This window comes from Flavobacterium granuli, assembly GCF_900129705.1.
Classification (GTDB): Bacteria; Bacteroidota; Bacteroidia; order Flavobacteriales; family Flavobacteriaceae; genus Flavobacterium; species Flavobacterium granuli.
Genome location: NZ_FQWO01000002.1, coordinates 1 through 18193 on the forward strand (window position 1 = coordinate 1; position 18193 = coordinate 18193).

At 36.1% G+C, this 18193-nt stretch carries 10 protein-coding genes; all 10 read right to left on the minus strand.

Going from position 1 to position 18193, the window contains the following annotated elements; translation table 11 throughout:
- Nucleotides 1–224 precede the first annotated feature (224 nt).
- Entirely contained in the window at nt 225–1178 is a 954-nt protein-coding gene (locus BUB25_RS16335; protein WP_084089410.1) for a hypothetical protein, read from the minus strand.
- A 298-nt stretch (nt 1179–1476) separates the two neighbouring features.
- Nucleotides 1477–1986 carry a hypothetical protein gene (locus BUB25_RS03080; RefSeq protein ID WP_072939831.1) on the minus strand — a complete coding sequence of 170 codons (510 nt, stop codon included), beginning with the start codon at nt 1984–1986 and terminating at the stop codon, nt 1477–1479.
- Nucleotides 1987–2616: 630 nt separating this feature from the next.
- Complete coding sequence (locus tag BUB25_RS16840) at nt 2617–2781, minus strand: hypothetical protein (RefSeq protein WP_317047057.1); 165 nt, start codon at nt 2779–2781, stop codon at nt 2617–2619.
- 27 nt (nt 2782–2808) lie between these two features.
- Nucleotides 2809–3024: a Rossmann-fold NAD(P)-binding domain-containing protein gene (locus tag BUB25_RS16845; protein WP_317047058.1), complete on the minus strand. Its 216-nt coding sequence runs from the start codon at nt 3022–3024 to the stop codon at nt 2809–2811.
- A gap of 15 nt (nt 3025–3039) precedes the next feature.
- The gene (locus BUB25_RS16850; protein WP_317047059.1) at nt 3040–3558 is read right to left on the minus strand and encodes an NAD-dependent epimerase/dehydratase family protein; all 519 of its coding nucleotides are present in this window, start codon (nt 3556–3558) and stop codon (nt 3040–3042) included.
- Nucleotides 3559–3786: 228 nt separating this feature from the next.
- Nucleotides 3787–4923, minus strand: coding sequence for an aldose epimerase family protein (locus BUB25_RS03090; RefSeq protein WP_072939834.1), 1137 nt, complete (start codon nt 4921–4923; stop codon nt 3787–3789).
- A gap of 106 nt (nt 4924–5029) precedes the next feature.
- The gene (locus tag BUB25_RS03095) at nt 5030–8419 is read right to left on the minus strand and encodes a GH116 family glycosyl hydrolase (RefSeq protein ID WP_084089412.1); all 3390 of its coding nucleotides are present in this window, start codon (nt 8417–8419) and stop codon (nt 5030–5032) included.
- Between the two features lie 158 nt (nt 8420–8577).
- On the minus strand, nt 8578–11967 hold the full coding sequence (locus tag BUB25_RS03100; RefSeq protein ID WP_084089414.1) for an amylo-alpha-1,6-glucosidase: 3390 nt from the start codon (nt 11965–11967) through the stop codon (nt 8578–8580).
- A 170-nt stretch (nt 11968–12137) separates the two neighbouring features.
- The gene (locus tag BUB25_RS03105; RefSeq protein ID WP_072939843.1) at nt 12138–14954 is read right to left on the minus strand and encodes a formylglycine-generating enzyme family protein; all 2817 of its coding nucleotides are present in this window, start codon (nt 14952–14954) and stop codon (nt 12138–12140) included.
- 131 nt (nt 14955–15085) lie between these two features.
- Nucleotides 15086–18187, minus strand: a complete 3102-nt coding sequence (locus BUB25_RS03110; protein WP_084089416.1) for a formylglycine-generating enzyme family protein — start codon at nt 18185–18187, stop codon at nt 15086–15088.
- Nucleotides 18188–18193: the final 6 nt, after the last annotated feature.

The following is an 18193-nucleotide window of genomic DNA, read 5'->3' on the forward strand; positions in this document are numbered from 1 at the left end:
AAAAAAGTACTACCTTAAAAGGCTTTATTTGCATTGTAGAATAGGACAATTTGAAGATTTCAATAGGAAAAAGAGGTTTTTTCACAGCCTGACGTTATGGCACTACAGCGGGTTTGGGATTAAATTGAGACCTGTTTTCGGATTTGTCAAATCATTCAAATACAAACCAATTTTTCCATTAAGCCAAATGCCCAAATTGCTTGTAGTGTGTGTAGCCGTAGTTTCTATTCCAATTCTATTTTCCTTGCTTTAAGAATTCCATTTTTTTTTATTTCAACTAAATCTTCAACGTAAGTTCCCATTATAGGAATTGCTTTATTTTTAATTATTTTATAATATTCAACAGGATATTCATCTTCAATTTGCTTCGCATTTAGTTTTGAAATATCAAAATAGACTGTCTTTTCAAAATTTATTTTTTTTGGTACGATATTCTTCTCTTTTGCGTAATTATCATTTTTATAAGGATTCCCTGGACTTGCCCATTTTCCATTTTTTGTTTCGTATAAATTAAAATATTGATATTTTTCGTGATAAAGTTTTCCACAATACTCACCTACAAAAAGCAAAACATTTTCACAATTGCTAAATTTAGGAATCCCATAATGATCAAAAGCAGTAAAAATTATAGTGTCTTTTGGGAAATTACCATAAAGATTTTTTTTAATTAAATATGTTGATTTAAACTCACTATCCATTGTAATTGTATTGCAATAATATGGTTGTTTCTGTCCTTCTAACTTTAGTTTTTTTCCAATAAATATGTAATAGTTTGATGGTTTTTTCTGTTCACAACTTACAAAGGGAATGCATTTTTCAGGTTCTAATTGAATTTTTATTTCTTTTCTTTTCAGCAATTCAGAAACTGCATATTTCTGTGTTAAATATCTGGTTGCATAAAAATAAAGAGAATCTGTTAATTTTGCTGAAATATTGAAGTTTCCGATAGAATCAGTAAAGACTACAAAATTTTTATTTTTTGTCAATTCATCATAACCATCCCATTTTTTTGTCAAAGAAGATTTATCACGGAATTTTTTTAAAGTATCATTCACATTGATCATAACAAAATTTCTACTTTTTACGGTATCCAAAGCTAGACCTTTTATTTTTATGGTTTGCGATATACAAACCGTATTAATTAACAATAAAAATATAAAGATAATTTTCTTATACATATCTCGTTTTTTTGAAATTACGGCTAACTTACTTATAGGTCTGACGTAGATCCGTTTTTGCTAATTTATAAAAATTAAGAAGGAATCTGTTTATTTATTGTAAAACTGTAGGTAATTTCTATTCGATTGTTCTAATCCCGAAATTTAGGGACGGGACATTTTGGCCAATACTAATTTTTGAAGTCTTTTCTTGATTGGTTTTGCTGTTGTTTTAAAATTCATTTCAAAGAAAAAAGAAAAAAAGAAAGCCGTTATTTGAAGTGGAAGGTTTCAAAAAAGCAGTTTTTTTGAAAAAATACTATTCGCCGCGGCGAATGGAGATTTTTTCAAAAACCCGCAGGGCTTGAACTGAGCTTTTTTGGGAAAGCTTCCGATTTACTTTGCTTTCTTTTTTTATTTTTTGGTCGTTTACCGTTGACTTTCTTGCAGGAACGGGATTCCTAACGCCCCCAAGCACCGCAAGGAGCAAAAAAAGTGGTGCCCTTTTTTGGGCAAGGAACTTTTTTTTGCGGATGAGGAGCGCCGCGGCGGTGTTGCGGCAATCGAACAGCCACGCTAGACCGAGAACGTAATGGAGTGCTAACGCAATGGAGAGAAGGGATAGCAGCGTGTAACGGCGGGGAAACAATAAATGACTCCCGCCTTTTTTTTTTGGCGGGCAACCTTGATTTAGGGCAAAGCGAGCTACGACTGCAAACGAGAACGGCTTTGTATCGGAATCGGTTTTGTTTTTGCAATAATGTTCTGTTGAATGAAAAAAGCAGTCGTAGGGAGTGGCGCCGACCCAGATGGCTGAGCGAAGGAGCAACCGCTGAAAAAACGGAGGGCGGCAGACGCAAATACTGCTGGAATGTAGTGGAGCGCCCTTCGACTGCGCTCAGGGTGACAAAATGTGTAATGATAACGATTCGTTCTTATAGAACGAATAGGGAAGCGAAACGGAATGAAGCGGTATTGCGGATGCAGTAGCCCGACCGAACGCAGGGAGAGCGCGTGTGAAGATGAGGGCGAGGAAGCGGACAGTAAGGCTGTTTTTTTTTAAGCTGCCTTATCTGGCGGCTGACGAACGGACTGTTGAACGGAGGGAAACCAACGCTATTGAATTGAAACAATAAATTACTTATTTATATTAAAAACGTTCTTATGAAAATGTATGGTTGACCGACTGGAACAGCCGAACGGAACAAAGGGAACGACCGAAGAGAGACCGCTTGATTGCCCGTAATTGTTATGAAACATTAAGTTGTTTAATTCATGTATTTTTAAATAACATCCGTTATTTAACCTAATTTATTGATTAAAAACCTATACAATCGATTTTATCAGTTACCACATCAACCCTTTCTTCCTTTTCCGGAGAAAACTATTGGTCCGAACAGTTTTTATTTACTGACTTCGATAAGTTATCTAAGATTATCAGTATTTGTTGTATTGTTTTTCAACCATTATATTTTAGTTTCAATTCTTCAATCATGATGTTTGTCATCGCATCAATATCAAATTGCGGTTTCCAATTCCAATCTTCTCCAGCGACTGAATCACCAATACTGGAAGGCCAACTTTCGGCAATTTTCTGTCTAAAATCTGGTTTGTAAACTATCATGAATTTAGGATAAATCTTTTGAATCGATTAAACTAACTCTTCAGGTGAAAAACTCATTCCCGAAAAATTATACGAAGTCCTTACTGTAATGCTTTCCTTGGGTGCCTCCATTAATTCAATGGTAGCCCTTATAGTATCATCCATATAAATCAACGGCAATGTTGTAGTAGATTCCAAAAAGCATTCAAAAATCTCATTTTTCACTGCTTTATGAAAAACATCAATAGCATAGTCTGTTGTCACACCACCAGGTAGTGATTAATGTCCAATGACACCTGGATATCGTATGGAACGTATATCAAGACCGAACCTTTCATGATAATACTTAGCCCAATTTTCACCAGCCACTTTACTAATACCATACCCGGTTGAAGGTGCCAAAACATAATCTTGAGGTGTTTGTGTTTTTGGTGCATCATTCCCAAAAACAGCTATAGAACTAGGAAAAAATACTTTATCAACTTTAGTTAATCTTGAAACTTCCAAAACATTGAAAAAAGATTTCATATTTATATCCCAAGTATTTAATGGGAATTTCTCGCCATTAGCTGACAGAATTGCCACAAGATGATAAATTTGGGTAATTTGATATTTTAAAACTATCTCTTTTAAAGCATCAAAATCTGTAGCATCAAGGACTTCAAAAAAACCATTAAATGATGAATTAATTAGTAAATCAGAAGCGATTACATTATTAACACCATACTTTTCTTTCAGTTTTTCCGTCAACACTGAACCTAATTGTCCACTAGCTCCAGTTATTAATATTTTTGTCATTTTATAAAATTAATTTATTGCTATTTAAAAAAACCGAAAGTAAAACACTGATAACTTTCGAATTAACAAAACTAAAAGTTGATTTAACACAACAGTATAATTACCACAATACAATTGGATTGCTACTGAAAATATTCAAAAAAGCATGGGTACGAGCAGCTTGCTAACTATAATCAACAAAAAAATTAGCCACCCGTAACCAATGCTTTCTCAATTAGTCTTTTATAATTACTTTATTAATCCAAATTGATAAACTGTAGTTTGTGTATAAGTTTCACCAGGTTTTAATACAGTCGAAGGAAAATTAGAGTGATTAGGGCTATCCGGATAATGCTGCGCTTCCATACAAAATGCAGTACGGTGATTGTATTGTTTTTTTCCTTTGCCAATGATTTTACCATCTAAAAAGTTACCACTATAAAACTGAATGGCCGGCTCAGTAGTAAAAACTTTCATCTCAATACCAGTTGAAGGTTCCGATACATTTGCAGCAAGAGTGAGTTCATTGGATTTTTTATTCAATATCCAATTGTGGTCGTAACCCAAACCATATTTTAAATCTATGGTGTTTTCATTTATTCGTTCTCCAATTTTATGCGGTGTTCTAAAATCCATTGGAGTATTTGCAACACTTTGAATTTTACCAGTAGGAATGAGTGTACTGTCGGTAGGAGTAAAATTGTCCGCATAAAGCGTAAGATTATGAGAAAAAATATCACCTTTTCCAGCTCCTTTCAAGTTAAAATAAGCATGATTGGTCAAGTTAATCACCGTTTCCGCATCAGTTTTAGCCCAATACTCTATTTTTAGCTCGTTAGCTTCCGTAAGGGTATAAGTTACTTTGATTTGCAAGTTGCCAGGAAAACCCTCTTCTCCATCTTTTGACAGATAACTCAATTCAATGGCATCTTCTCCACTTTTTGTAGTAAAAGCACGAGCATCCCAAACCACGTCGGCATATCCTTTTTTGCCCCCGTGAAGGGTATTTGGACCATTGTTTTTAAACAAAGAATACTTTTTGTCACCCAAGCTAAATTCGCCATTGGCGATTCGGTTTCCATAGCGTCCCACTATAGCTCCAAGGTATTCTCCATTTTTGAGATATTGGTCTATCGATTCAAGCCCCAATACCACATCAGTAAGTTTTTTATCTTTGTTGGGAACGAACAAAGTAACCACTCGAGCACCATAATTAGTTATTTGGCAAACTACACCATTTGTATTCTCCAAGTTATAAAGGGATACTTGTTTGCCATCAACTTGTTTTTCAAAACTTTCTTTAGGCAAAATGTCTTTATTGGTTTCTTTGCACGATATCATCAAAACACTTATAAATATTGTTAGAATTAAGTGGTTTTTTTTCATTTCATTATTTTTTAAAGATTAAATTTTAGATTCTATTTTTTAATTAATTCCATATTATTCGATTGAAGCGATACGATTGTCGGCAATTATATTCAATAGATCAAGATTATTTTAAATTTATCCGAATTGATTTTTGTTGGTATTTTTCTTTGTCAGCAGGAATTGTAACTCTAAACAAAGCAAAACCATCAGCTTCTTTTTTTAGTAATTCAGCTCCAGTGTAATTTATAATATCTGTTCCCACAAGTAATTTAAAGTCGTAAGTGCTACCGCTTTTTCCTTCAATGTCAATTTTAAATGAATTACCTTCTAGTTGCTGTTTCAATATCCTGAATCCTTTAGACTCCGCCATTAACTCCGGTGTTACATAAGTAGGCAAAGTGGAAAATCCTTCTTTTGCCAATAAAAGGTGAATCTCTGTTGAACTTGTGATACTTATAGTTTTATCTAGTCGTATATCCAAATATTCCTTGTTATCCAGAATGGTATATTCAACATCATTTCCGTTTACCAATACACGTTGAATTTTAGACCCCAAAGGAAGAGTTGTCGTAAAATTCATTTTGAATTCTTGGTTTGAAGTCAAGTTGTAGACCCAATCCGTATCGGACTGCTTTTTAAATTTAAACTCGAAACTGTTTTTTCCAAATTTAACATTGGAAGCTTCAAACCATTTCCAATCGAACGGCAATCTTGGAGCAAAACCAACCGTGTTTGTCAAAGCATCTGGACGATAGCCCAACATTCCTTCAAAAATAGGTTGTAATCCCAAAGCCTCTGACCAACATTGATGAGGAGTAACTCCTCCAGGACGGTAATTTTCTCCAATTAACACTTCTGGAGAACTTCCCATTGAAAATTCTCTGTAATGCATTAAGTTATTTCTCAAGTTTGTAAAACCCTGATTATATCTTCCTGTTTGGTACTCAGCTAGTGAAGTCCAACCAGTGAATAAGGGTAATACACCTCCGTCATAATAACTTTTCGGATCATATATAGGGCTTCTATTGCTCATTATACGCATTCCCCAGTCGGCCGAAAATGAATTTGAAGCAAATGCTTCTATCATCGTTTTTGAACGTTCTTTATCCAATACATTAAAATATACTGGTACTGTTGTCAGAATGATGAAATCCTTGGTATAAGAACCATCACGGTATTTGCCATAATTATAGTAATTGTCTTTGTTCCAGAATTCCTCTACAGTCTGCGTTACTTTTTTTGAATCAGATAAGTATCCTTCGGCTAGAACTTCTTTGCCTATCCCTTTTGCCATATAACTGGCATCTCGCAAAGCAGCAGCCCAAATACCAGACAAATAAAATTCAGTGTGGGCTCCATACAACTTCCCGCCTTCAAGCCAGCCATGTCCAACATTCGATATTTCTATGAGTCCATCTCCATCAGTATCGGTTGAATAACAAAAATCTATCGCTTTTTGAATAGCTCCCCAATTGGCACGAACAAATTCGACATCACCAGAATAACGTAAATAATGGGCAAATAAATTAACAAACAAAGGAGTCGAATCGGAGGCATCATAATGAACCGAACCGCTTGATGTCAATTCATGGTATATTTTTCCGTCAACATTTTGGAATTTTATAAACGTTTTCAATACTTGCTTGACCAATTCAAAATTCCCATAATTATTCACGGCAAATCCTGACCACACTGCATCTCGTCCAAAATACCAAGCATAACCCGGTCTTCCGCTTACTTTTTGTGATCCGCCCCAACCTCTTGTAGTGGTCGAATATCCTGCCATAAGCGACTTGCCGATACCGGGAGTTTCAACTTCAAACTTTGAGGTTCCCAAAACTGCCATTTTGTAACCCTCGTTAAATTCAGGATCAGGTGTATTTATATTTACTGTATTTTTCAACAAGCTATTGTAATAGGTGGTTGCTTCATTCAATACATTTTCAGCATCACTGATGGCATTGGAATAATCAACGAGCGTTTTTGAAATACCCTCATTGCCTGATGCAAAACAAACATCAAGTGCTGATTTATTTTGCACATCAATTTCTACCAAAAAGGCTGTTTGAAGCTTGTCCGTTGGAGTGCCTTCCCATTTTCCATTGGCATACTTAAAGCCATCAAATTGTCCCCCAACAAGCAAATTGCTTTCCGAATTTGATCCTATTACAGATACAAATTCTTCATTTTTATCCGAAACAACTATGGTGTTGTTTTGTCTAGACCAGGTGTAGTTTAGTGAACCTAAAGCTTCCTCGTTATATGGCCACATATATCGTAAATTACTTTTGACAGAATATACCAAATGCTCAATGCCTGTGCCTCCATCCCATTGATAGTGTGCTGTAGCAATAGGATCTTTAACACTGGTACTGATAATTTCTTCTAACTGAGTACCATTCGGTAATTGATAGGTGCGTAAGATTGCTTCAGGACGAACTTCAAACTTTGGTGATATATTTTTTAACCAACAAATAGTATCGCTAGTTGCTATTTTCACTCCCACATTAAAATCACGTGCCGACATCACAGGATGTGTCCAAATTTCTTCAATACCGGCTTTTTCTTTTCCCATTACCAAGCTGCGTTTGCCTGCCAAATCGAAATAATTGTTTGTAGCCTTACGACTCAGAGAAAGTGGAGAAGGCTTCAGTTGCCAAACCGTGGAGGCTTTTAGTTTTATTTTATCGATAGTATTGTCCTTTTTTTGCACTTTGCAAACTTCATAAGTCCAAAAATGTTGGTTTTCTTTCTCGAATTTACCGTTCAAATAATTGAGGCAATTGTCCGTGAATTGTTCCAATTCTTTAGTGTTGAAATTATCCGGAGCAAAATACGTATAGGCTCCAACGGCCAACACTTTGCCTTTTCCATAAGGTGTTTCCCATAATAATTTATTTTTGTCGTCGTAAGTGATGTAAGCCCAATCAATCCCAATTACTTTTGCACCATTTGCAGTCGGGAGATTATTTTCGAAAAAACCCAACGTTCGCATTTTCATATCCTTCTTGGCATGCCATATGTAAGCTCCACCGTGCATTTCGATAAATACGGGATGGCTTCGAAATCCGTGAAAACCTAGTTTACGTCCAAAACCTTCATCAACGGCAGCACGATGTTTTACTACAATAGGGCTTTTTTCAATTCCCCAAGCATTAAGTAATTTGACAGCGTCTAGTGTCAACATCATTTTCCCTCCTTGGTTGAGATAGGATTTTACGGCTTTTCCCATTTTAATTTCTGAAGGAACTTTTTCTAAAGTATCAGGGCGATGGTACCAAACTACCTGATATTTTTTAAGATCAAATTTGTTGTTCGCTACTTCATCGAGAGTGATTTTTTGAACCGTATAATTGATCTTGCGAGCATCGAAGAATTTTTGCAAGGCAGCATATTCAGCTGTTTGTTCGTTTTTTCCATTTACAAGTAAAGCAATTTTGACAGGAGGTGGAGCCATACTAGACATCAGCAATAGAACAACAAATAGAAAACTGTATTTTATGATGCTTTTCATTATTAATATTTTATGCTTGATATTCTCTTCTATGGCCTCACCATATTTTGACCAGATTATTTTTTAAATCCTATCCCGTGAATTATAATAATGTACTGACAACTGCTCTTTCAAAAAATTATCCATCAAATTAGATACAAGCAATGTCAGTTAACTCATTATTTCACATTAATCCGAATTGTTTTTTGTTGGTATTTTTCTTTGTCAGCAGGAATTGTAACTCTGAACAAAGCAAAACCATCGGCTTCTTTTTTAATTAATTCGGCTCCAATGCAATTTACAATGTCAGTTCCCGCAAGTAATTTAAAGTAATGAGTACTGCCACTTTTTCCTTCAATGTCAATTTTAAATGATTTGCCTTCCAGTTGCTGTTTCAATATCCTGAATCCTTTTGACTCCGCCATCAGTTCTGGTTTAACATAAATAGGCAAAGTAGACAATCCTACTTTTGTTAATATGACGCGAATCTCTGTTTGGGCTGTTACATTTATGGTTTTATCAAGCTTTATATCCAAATATTGCTTGTTGTCTAGATAAGTATATTCAACATCCTTTCCGTTTACCAATACACGTTGGATTTTAGATCCCAAAGGAAGGTTTGCCGTAAAATTCATTTTGAAGTCCTGGTTAGAAGTCAAGTTGTATACCCAATCAGTATCGGACTGTTTTTTAAATTTAAACTCGAAACTGTTTTTTCCAAATTTAACATTGGAAGCCTCAAACCATTTCCAATCGAAAGGTAATCTAGGTGCTAAAACGACAGTGTTTGTCAAAGCATCTGGTCGATAGCCCAACATTCCTTCAAAAATAGGCTGCAATACCATTGTTTCTGACCAACATTGATGGGAAGTTACTCCGCTAGTACGATAGGTTTCTCCATTCATTACTTCTACAGCATTGCCCATTGAAAAATCTTTATAATTCAACAAATTGTTCATTATGTTTGTAAAACCTTGATTGTAAAGTCCTGTCTGGTATTCAGCAAGTGATGTCCATCCTGTGAATAAAGGCCAAACACTGCCAAAGTGATAACTTCTCGGGTCATACAATGGGCTTTTGTTGCTAATCATGCGCATTCCCCAGTCGGCCGAAAATGAATTTGAAGCAAATGCTTCTACCATCGTTTTGGAACGCTCTTTATTCAATACATCAAATAAAACAGGTACTGTAGTGAGTATAATAAAATCTTTAGTATAGGAACCATCTCGGTATTTGCCATAATTATAGTAATTGTCTTTGTTCCAAAATTCTTCGACAGTCTGCATTACTTTTTTTGAATCTGAGAGATATGCTTTAGCTAGTATTTTCTTGTCTATTCCTTCTGCCAAATAGCTTGCATCACGCAAAGCAGCTGCCCAAATACCAGACAAATAGAATTCAGTGTGGGCTCCATAAAGCGTCCCTCCTTCGAGCCATCCGTGTCCAACATTCGATATCTCAATTAAACCATCACCATCGGTATCGGTTGAATAACAAAAATCAATAGCTTTTTGTATGGCTTCCCAATTGGCACGAACAAATTCGACATCGCCAGAATAACGTAAATAATGAGCAAATAAATTAACAAACAAAGGAGTCGAATCGGATGCATCATAATGAACCGAACCGCTTGAGGTCAATTCATGGTAAATTTTCCCGTCAACATTTTGGAATTTTATGAACGTTTTCAATACTTGCTTGACCAATTCAAAATTGCCATAATTATTCACTGCAAATCCTGACCAAGCTGCATCTCGTCCAAAATACCAAGCATAACCCGGTCTTCCACTTACTTTTTGTGCTCCACCCCAACCTCTTGCCGTGGTCGAATAACCTGCCATAAGTGACTTGCCGATACCGGGAGTTTCAACTTCAAACTTTGAGGTTCCCAAAACTGCCATTTTGTAACCCTCGTTAAAAGCAGGATCGGGAGTGTTTATGTTCACCGTATTTTTTAACAAATTATCGTAATGGGCAGTCGCTTGATTTAATACGCTTTCGGCTTCGTTGATAGCATTGGAATAATCCACTAGCGTTTTAGAAATACCTTCATTGCCTGATGCAAAACAAACATCAAGTGCTGATTTATTTTGCACGTCGGTTTCCACTAAAAAGGCTGTTTGAAGCTTGTCCGTTGGAGTACCTTCCCATTTTCCATTGGCATACTTAAAGTCGTCAAATTGGCCACCAACAAGTAAATTGCTTTTGGAATTTGATCCTATGATAGATACGAATTCTTCTTTTTTATCCGAAACAACTATGGTGTTGTTTTGTGAAGACCAAGTGTAGTTTAGTGAACCTAAAGCTTCCTCGTTATATGGCCACATATAACGTAAATTACTTTTAACAGAGTACACAATACGCTCGATTCCTACAACATTGCTCCATTGATAATGAACTATGGCAACAGGGTCTTTCACACTGCTACTTATAATTTCATTTAACTGGATACCATTCGGTAGTTGATAGGTGCGCACAATTGCTTCCGGACGAACTTCGAACTTTGGCGTTATATTTTTTAACCAACAAATAGTATCGCTGGTTGCTATTTTTATGCCCACGTTAAAATCACGTGCCGACATGACTGGGTGTGTCCAAATTTCTTCAATACCGGCTTTTTCTTTTCCCATCACCAGACTGCGTTTGCCTGCCAAATCGAAATAATTGTTTGTTGCCAAACGACTCAGCGAAAGTGGGGAAGATTTAAGCTGCCAAACTCTAGGTGGCGTCACTTTTATTTCTTCAATTATTTGGTTATTTTTTTCCACCTTGCAGGCATCATACTTCCAAAAATCTTGTTTCTCGTTCTCGAATTTACCGTTCAAATAATTGAGGCAGTTATCCGTGAATTGTTCCAATTCTTTAGTGTTAAAATTATCCGGAGCAAAATACGTATAGGCTCCAACGGCCAACACTTTGCCTTTTCCATAAGGTGTTTCCCATAATAATTTATTTTTGTCGTCGTAAGTGATGTAAGCCCAATCAATCCCAATTACTTTTGCACCATTTGCAGTCGGGAGATTATTTTCGAAAAAACCCAACGTTCGCATTTTCATATCCTTCTTGGCATGCCATATGTAAGCTCCACCGTGCATTTCGATAAATACGGGATGGCTTCGAAATCCGTGAAAACCTAGTTTACGTCCAAAACCTTCATCAACGGCAGCACGATGTTTTACTACAATAGGGCTTTTTTCAATTCCCCAAGCATTAAGTAATTTGACAGCGTCTAGTGTCAACATCATTTTCCCTCCTTGGTTGAGATAGGATTTTACGGCTTTTCCCATTTTAATTTCTGAAGGAACTATTTCTAAAGTATCAGGGCGATGGTACCAAACTACCTGATATTTTTTAAGATCAAATTTGTTGTTCGCTACTTCATCGAGAGTGATTTTTTGAACCGTATAATTGATCTTGCGAGCATCGAAGAATTTTTGCAAGGCAGCATATTCAGCTGTTTGTTCGTTTTTTCCATTTACAAGTAAAGCAATTTTGACAGGAGTTGGAGCCATACTGGACATCAGCAACATGACAACAAATAAAAAGACGTATTTTGTGATATTTTTCATTCTTGATTAATTTAATTTCTTGTTTTAGAATAACTGATATATCCCGTTTGGGTTAATTAAAGTTTGTCAAATCGAACTTAGTCTAAGTCTAATTCATATTTATTCTTTATCCGATTTGACTTCTTTAAACTAAAATCCCTAATAAATAATATATGTTTGCTATTTCCAATCTATTTTGCAGCATCAGTTACACAACGGAAACCAACAGTGGCATTACGCTCAAAACCTTGTGAAACACGCAATAAATATTGACGATAAAATAATTCACGAGGACCGCCCTGAACGTACCACCAACTTGATGAAGGCAAGAAATAACTTCCTCCTTTCATCATGATATACCGATACGATCCATTGTCATACAAATCGTTAGTTAACTGCCAAACGCTGCCAGTAAGATCCTCCAAACCATACGGATTTGCTCCTTTAGGATATTTGCCCACTGAATATAGTTTTCCATCTCCCAAGTTACAACGATCTGCATCAATCCCTTTCATTTTCCACACAGACAAAGTATTGGTTACATATTCTTCTACTTTTTGTATCGGTTTATTTTGTTTCCAAGGCCAAGCATTTCCTTTTTCTGTCTGGGCTGCATATTGCCATTCGATTTCTGTTGGCAATCGTTTGTTGGCCCATTTTGCATAAGCTTTGGCATCTTCGTGGGAAACGTAGATTACAGGGAAATTTTCTTGTCCTTCTGCAATCTTTCCATTTTCCCAATGTTTCAAGAAATTATTGGGGTCAGTTGGTTTATAGCCCGTTGCATCCATAAATTCCTTGTATTGAACATTGGTCACTGGATATTTATCCATGAAATAGGCAGGCATACTGATTTTTTCATTCACTAATGTTGGATTATCCGGGTAAGGAATAAAGGAATCCCCAACCAAATATTTGTTGCACATAAATGTTCCTGCCGGTATTTTTACCATTCCTTTTGGCGCTTTCTTTACAGGATTTGTAAATTCGGCTCTAGAAGTCAATCGAGCAGATCCAGGTTGAGTTTTCACAATTCTTTCGTCAACCAATTCTTCATTTTCATCAAAGGCTTGAACAATTATTTTTCCATGAAAATCCGGAAAATAATCAATCAAATTTATGGTCTGCTTACCTGTCTTGAATTCTTTATACTCTTTTTCATACGATGGCATACCTGCCCAAATACGTATTTTGGTCCCTTGCTTGGAAGAAAATGTCAATTGATCGCTTCTTAATTTTACATCAAGGCTGTTTTGTAAGGCTGCAATGGCAGTAACCGCTCCCTCATTATTTGTACCAATATCTGATTTATTAAAAGCTGATGTTGTTGTAGGGGCGTACCATATATTTCCTTTTTCTTGCAAAACAATTTCCTCGTGATTAAAAATGTCAACATAGTGCGTATCCGATTTGTTGTCAACCGCAAATAAAGCTTCGTTAAATCCTTCCGGAACAAGACTAAAAACGGTGTAAATTGTTTTGTTATCTTTTACCCATCGGTTAACAAAAATATTGTCCTTAAGCGTTGGCAATAATGGGGTGTAATTTGAACTGATAAAGTTTGAGGTATTCTCCCTCAATACACGAGATGTTTTTCCCAATAAAGCATATTCTTCATTAACCCATTCTGGTATTCCAGGCGCAAATTGATTTATCTCAGTGCCATATCCGTTAAAAAAAGAAACATATAGTTCCCGGTTGATACGTTCTTGACCTACATCTGTAACTCTAAAAATTGCAAAATCTGGTTTAATAAATTTATTTAAATTCAGCATTGGTGGATAGTATAATGCATTATGCACCCTCCCTGATGGAATACCTTGCATGTCTTTTGGAACAGCCATTCCTTCACTGTACATAATAACACCAGGTCTTGCATTGTCGGCCGCATCTTGTAATTGCTTGCTAGATCCTCCTTGAGTATCAAGAACTACTCCATCAATACCTACCTTTTTAATGATGTTTGTCATACCATCAAAATGACCTTCACTACTACGAGTACTCCCATCCCAAGGATTGTAGCATATGAAAAAATATGTCCCTAATGAGTGGCATAAATCAGATATTTCACGTAACTTATCATATCCGCCCGGCAAGTCTCTAAACATATCCCATTGGTTACGTTGATCCATACCCAAGGTAGGCCAAGTAGGCCAAATACTATATACGTCACTTCCACCATATAGCTTTTTTGCGTTGTCTAGAAATTCTTTTACATGGTGTTTTCCATCTTTATAATCATAAAAACGACGATCCCAAGTCATCATCAGGTTGACAATATATTTGTTGCGGAACCATTGCAGGTCTTTCCTTCCCATTATAGAATTATCAAAAGTACCTGGCTCAACATCGTATAGCATGCGTTCCTGAAACATTAATCGCAATCCTTCCTGCCAATCTCCTTTATAATCATCTGCCCACAGCGTATAGGTTACCTCTCCTGTTTTAGGATAAAGTACGGTTTCAAAACGTTGAACCTTTCCATTTTTAACGGATTTTCTATCCCGTCTCGTTAATGCACAAATGCCTTTATCAGCAGTTGTAGGTATTGCCGAGAAACCTAAATCCCAAGAATTATCCGGCACGATTACATTAACAGGCTCAAAACCCGGACGGAATAAATAAGTTCGCGACAACTCATGTTTTCCCTTGCCAGTTATGTAGGCATGATTTTTAGATTCTCCAAAAGGGACAACATTATGCAACAATAAAGTATCTTTACTTATATTCTTGAATGTAACAGTTGCTTTAATTCCAAATCCATAATCAACCTTGGAATATGTGATGTCTATCTTATTTGCAATTTCTGTCGAATTGTTGTTTGTTTTACCTTGACTCGAAGAGAGAGCCTCTTCTCCAATCTTGAACGAAAGCAAAGGCAACAGTTTACCGTTAATCATCAAGCCATCTTTACTTGTCAATTCTGCCGTCTTTATAGATTGGGATTCAGCAGATACAGTAAAAAAGAGACTAATAATTAGTGTGCTAATTTTAAAATATTGATTCATAAGACAAATTAATCGTTGTTGTTGTTTTGTATTTTTTTAAATTAATTTTAGCATTATCATAAAAAACATGAATGACAATAGTAAAACCCTTTCTTTAGTCGTAAGTTTATCAGTTATGTCTATTTTCATTATCATTCTGCATCTTTTACACAACGGAATCCAATGGTAGCAGCTCTTTCGTACCCTGGCGACACTCTTAATTGGTGTTGACGACGTATTAGCGGCTTTGCACCTCCTTCAACATACCACCAACTCGCTTCTGGTTTGAAATAAGAGCCTCCTTTCATAATAAATATTTTGGTAGCTCCCTGAAAGTATTCATCATTCGTAATTTGCCAAATACAACCTGTAAGGTCTTCCACTCCAAATTGATTTGCCCCTTGAGGAAACTTACCAACTGCCGTAGGAATACCATCGCCCAAATTGCATTTTTCTCCCTTAGTATCAGGAGTATTTCCCCAAGGCCATAAACGACCATCCGAACCTTGAGCAGCATACAACCATTCTTTTTCAGATGGCAAACGTTTTCCTGCCCACAAAGCATAAGCCTCAGCATCTTCCTTAGAAACATAGCATACTGGATAATTTTCCTGCCCTTCAGGAATTTGTCCGTTTAACCAATGTTTTAGATAATTTTCACCGTCTTTAGGTTTGTAATTTGAAGCCTTTACAAAAGCTAGATATTGCTTATTTGTTACAGGGTTTTTGTCAACAAAATAACGAGGAAGTGTTACTGTTTTAGCCGTATCCTCAACTGGCTGTTTTGAAAACCAATGGAACTTTTGTTCTGCTTTAAAGGTAAATGTACCGGCAGGAATTTCAATCATGCCCTCAGGGGTTTTAGCCGATTTTACGGTTTTTCCCGGTTCCTTCAACAAACGCATATAGCCATAAGGAAGTCCAACAACACAACTGTCAATTACTTTTTTATTTTTATAAAGTTGAATTTTAACATTTCCCTCATATTGTCCAAAAGCATCAAATAATTTTACTTGGTGATTTCCAGATCTCAATAACAAAGGAGTTAAAGCCACTTGATCCAATGCGGTTATTTTAATTTCTCCATCAGCCGCATTTACATACAATTTGTCATTTTGTCTCTCCAGCTTTACATTCATATTTGCCGATTCATAATTTGTTTTACTAACCGGGCTAATAAATGGTTTGTACACTGGTACCTGTTCTTTTTTTGTTCCTTTTAAAACCACCTCATCAAGCAAGATATCATTGTCAAAAAGTTGAACAACAACATCCCCTTCATAAGAAGCCAAATCTTTTTTGGTGCTTAAAATATGCTTACCTGTTTTTAGTATCAAAGGTGTTTTACTATAAGCTGGAGAACCTTTCCACACTTTTATACTGTTTCCTTCTAAAGAAGCAATACTTATATTATCAGTGCTTTTTTTGCATTCGAGAAGTATTGGCAATTTTGCAATACAGCCAACCTCTCCTTCTTGATTTGTCCCTACATAAGCAGCTTCAAATGAAGCAATTGAAGCTGAAACAAGCCATTTTGAACCATTTGCCACAGGTTTTAATTCTTGATGATTCCACAAATCGACAAAATGATACCCAGTTTCTGGAAGCACTTCAAACAACGAACCGTTATGCCCTTTTGGATTTACTGAATAAATCGTATATACTGTCTTATTGCTATTGTCCCATTTATTTACCCAAACATCGTCAACCGTTGTTGGAATAAGTGGACTGTAGTTTTTACTTTGAAAAGCATCGTGATTAGTTCGCAAAAGTTGTGTCATACGACCGTAATAACTGTATAAATCTTGTACCCAATCTGTTTTTGGCGAAACATACAAGTGCATTTCGGCTCCATATCCACTAAAAAAAGAAATAGCCATATCCCTTTTTACGGTTACTGAATCAACTACTGCTTGTCGCAAGATTGTAAACTCAGGTTTTATTAGCTTATTTAAATTCAGCATTGGTGGATAAGTCAGAGCTGCGTGAACTCGCCCTATAACACAATTTTGCATGTCTCTGGGAACGGCCATTCCTTCAGGAAAAATGGCAAAACCTTTACGTTGGGCATCAACAGCAGCTTGCAACTCGACTTTGGACTCACTTCGGGTATCCAACATTGTACCCCATAATTCTGCTTGTTTAGCTACTTTGGCCAAACCCTCAAATAAAGGTTCACTTCGAGTACTGTTATACATCTGGTTTGTACCAGCAGGTAAATCCCAAGGCATGAAAGCGGTAAATAATCTATTGTTGTATTTTTTCAATGCAGTACGAGATTGATCTCGAATGCCTTCAATACCAGTAGGCAAACTACGGAAAATATCGAACTGATTACGTTGATCCATACCCATCATTGGCCATCCATGCCATAAAATGGTAAAATCATCGCCTCCGTAAAGTTTATTTATCTGTTTGTTAAAATCTTCATATGTAAAAGCTTGTTTTGTTGCATCATAAAAATAATTATGCCAAGCTGCTAAAAAGTGCCCTGAATATATTTTGCGAACCCACTTTAAATCTTCGCGTTCGTATATCGCATTATTAAATGTGCCTGGCTCTACATCATATAACATACGGTCTTGAAACATCAGTCGCAAACCGTCTTGCCAAGTACCAATATAGTCAGCAATCCATAGATTATAGGTTACTACACCTTGAGGATGCAATATAGTTTGAAAACGTCTTGCTTCTCCATTAGTAATACTGCTTTTATCTCGACGTGTCAATGCACAAAAACTATTTCCATTATCACAATTGATTGTGGCAAAACCCATTTCCCAAGCATTATCAGGGACAATAATATTCACAGGTTTATAATTAGGTCGAAACAAATGAGTTTGAGACAAACCTTTGCCTCCAAATGCCGTAATATAAATGTGTTTTTCTGACTCTCCAAAGGGAACAACATTGGCTATCTTTAAGGTGTCATTTCCTTCGTTGATAAAAGTAACAGTTGCTTTAATACCCCATTTGTTTGATTTTTCAAAAGTATATTTAAGCCTCAATTTATTACCAAATACCACCGACCCATTTTCAGCAATACCCAATGAAGAACTGTATTGAGAACCATTCACTAAAAATGAGACCAAAGGAATCTCGTAACCTGGCGTCTGAAAACCATTGAAACTTTTTATTTCAAGTCCCTTATTTTTATTTTTTCCTAATTCAATTGATTTTAATGACTGTCCTTGCATTACGATGCAAGAAAACATAAACAACAGGCATATCACACTTGGGATGCTTTTCTTCATTATTTT

Bases quoted from the DNA above. Each gene is read 5' to 3' on its own strand.
- BUB25_RS16335 (WP_084089410.1), bottom strand. From the start codon at position 1,178: ATGTATAAGAAAATTATCTTTATATTTTTATTGTTAATTAATACGGTT.
- BUB25_RS16840 (WP_317047057.1), bottom strand. From the start codon at position 2,781: ATGATAGTTTACAAACCAGATTTTAGACAGAAAATTGCCGAAAGTTGG.
- BUB25_RS16850 (WP_317047059.1), bottom strand. From the start codon at position 3,558: ATGACAAAAATATTAATAACTGGAGCTAGTGGACAATTAGGTTCAGTG.
- BUB25_RS03090 (WP_072939834.1), bottom strand. From the start codon at position 4,923: ATGAAAAAAAACCACTTAATTCTAACAATATTTATAAGTGTTTTGATG.
- BUB25_RS03095 (WP_084089412.1), bottom strand. From the start codon at position 8,419: ATGAAAAGCATCATAAAATACAGTTTTCTATTTGTTGTTCTATTGCTG.
- BUB25_RS03100 (WP_084089414.1), bottom strand. From the start codon at position 11,967: ATGAAAAATATCACAAAATACGTCTTTTTATTTGTTGTCATGTTGCTG.
- BUB25_RS03105 (WP_072939843.1), bottom strand. From the start codon at position 14,954: ATGAATCAATATTTTAAAATTAGCACACTAATTATTAGTCTCTTTTTT.
- BUB25_RS03110 (WP_084089416.1), bottom strand. From the start codon at position 18,187: ATGAAGAAAAGCATCCCAAGTGTGATATGCCTGTTGTTTATGTTTTCT.